Origin of the sequence: Lentzea sp. NPDC060358, assembly GCF_042725365.1 — a bacterium.
Taxonomy (GTDB): domain Bacteria; phylum Actinomycetota; class Actinomycetes; order Mycobacteriales; family Pseudonocardiaceae; genus Lentzea.
The window spans coordinates 1-2176 of sequence record NZ_JBHXCW010000445.1 but is presented as its reverse complement, the minus strand read 5'-3'; the positions used below and the strand labels follow the sequence as shown (position 1 = coordinate 2176).

Sequence of the window (2176 nt, the reverse complement as noted above, 5' to 3'; positions counted from 1 at the left end):
CCCTTCTGCTCGCCCGCGCGCCCGAGCTCCGCCGAGATCACCCCGGCCACTGCTACCGTGCGGGAACGAGGTCGGCGCGGACCCGCCGGCCCAGCGTGAGAAGGGTTGGCTCGATGAGCTTGCTGCGCAGTTACGTGTCGGGCGGGTGGCACACCTCGTCGGAGGAGGGCGCGCCGCTGCACGACGCCGTCACGGGTGAGGAGATCGCCCGGATCTCGTCCGCGGGCGTCGACATGCGGGCCGCGCTGGCCCACGGCCGCGAGGTCGGCGGGCCCGCGTTGCGCGAGCTCACGTTCCACCAGCGCGCGCAGCTGCTCAAGGCGCTCGGGCTGTACCTCAAGGAGCACAAGGCCGAGCTGTACGCGCTGTCGGCGCGTTCGGGCGCCACCCGCTCCGACTCGTGGATCGACATCGACGGCGGCTTCGGCGTGCTGCTCGGGTACGCGTCGAAGGCCAAGCGCGAGCTGCCCAACGACAAGGTGTTCGTCGACGGCGCGCTGGAGCCCCTGGGCCGCGGCGGCACGTTCGTCGGCCAGCACATCTGCACTCCGCTGCGCGGGGTCGCGGTGCAGATCAACGCCTACAACTTCCCCATGTGGGGGCCGCTCGAGAAGTTCGCGCCCGCGTTCATCGCCGGGGTGCCGTCGCTGATCAAGCCCGCCTCCCAGACCGCGTACGTGACCGAGAAGATGGTCGAGCTGATGCTCGCCTCCGGGCTGCTGCCGGAGGGCTCGCTGCAGCTGGTCTGCGGTTCCGCGGGCGACCTGCTCGACCACCTGACCCCGCAGGACCTCGTCGGGTTCACCGGGTCCGCCTCCACCGCCCAGCACCTGCGCACGCACCAGGCCGTGATCCGGTCGTCCGTGCGCTTCAACGCCGAGGCCGACTCGCTCAACTGCTCGATCCTCGGCCCGGACGCCGTCGCGGGCACGCCGGAGTTCGACCTGTTCGTCGACCAGCTGGTCACCGAGATGACGACGAAGGCCGGCCAGAAGTGCACGGCGATCCGGCGCGCGCTCGTGCCCGCCGGCCTGATCGACGAGGTGGGCGAGGCCGTCGCCGCCAAGCTCGGCGAGGTCGTGATCGGCAACCCGGCCGACCGGTCGGTGAAGATGGGCGCGCTCGCCGGCCTGGAGCAGCGCGAGGAGGTGCTCCGGTCGCTGAAGTCGTTGCGGGAGAGCTCCTCGGTGGTGTATGGCGACGGCGCGCTGTCCCTTGTGGACGCTGACGCCGAACGCGGCGCGTTCATGTCGCCGATGCTGCTGCGCGCCGCCGCCGACGCCGTGCAGCCGCACGAGGTCGAGGCGTTCGGGCCGGTGTCGACGCTGATGCCGTACACCTCGGCCGACGACGCGGTGGCACTGGCCGCGCGCGGGTCCGGTTCGCTGGTCGGGTCGATCGTCTCGGCCGACACCGACTTCGTGCGGGACGTCGTGATCGGCGTCGCGCCGTGGCACGGCCGCCTGCTGGTGCTCGACCGCGAGGACGCGGGCGAGTCGACCGGCCACGGGTCCCCGCTGCCGATGCTGGTGCACGGCGGCCCCGGACGCGCCGGCGGCGGCGAGGAGATGGGCGGCATGCGCGGCGTGCTGCACCACATGCAGCGCACGGCCGTGCAGGGCAGCCCGCGCGCGTTGTCCGCCATCACCAACCGCTGGGTCACGGGCGCGCCCCGCCGCGAGGACGACGTGCACCCGTTCCGCAAGACGCTCGCCGAACTGCGCCTGGGCGACACGGTCGTGGCCGGCCCGCGCGAGGTGACGCTGGAGGACATCGAGCACTTCGCGTCGTTCACCGGCGACACGTTCTACGCGCACATGGACGAGGAGTCCGCCGCCGCGAACCCGTTCTTCGGCGGCCGGGTCGCGCACGGCTACCTGGTGGTGTCGTTCGCCGCGGGGCTCTTCGTCTCGCCGGAGCCCGGCCCGGTGCTGGCCAACTACGGGCTGGAGAACCTGCGGTTCGTCACGCCGACGTTCCCCGGCGACCAGCTCACGGTGACGCTGACGGTCAAGCAGATCACGCCGCGCGAGGACCAGGACTACGGCGAGGTGCGCTGGGACGCCGACGTGGCGAACCAGAAGGGCGAGTCGGTGGCGCGCTACGACGTGCTGACGCTGGTGGCCAAGAGCTAGTGGCGACAGGCCGGGCCGCCCCGCGGGGTCGGCCCAGGGGC

1 protein-coding gene is annotated in these 2176 nt (G+C 72.6%); it reads left to right on the top strand.

Going from position 1 to position 2176, the window contains the following annotated elements; all coding sequences use genetic code 11:
• The first annotated feature begins 113 nt into the window (after positions 1-113).
• A complete protein-coding gene (paaZ, locus tag ACFWGZ_RS40700; RefSeq protein WP_382456923.1) occupies positions 114-2135 on the top strand; it encodes a phenylacetic acid degradation bifunctional protein PaaZ in 2022 nt (673 codons plus the stop codon).
• Positions 2136-2176: the final 41 nt, after the last annotated feature.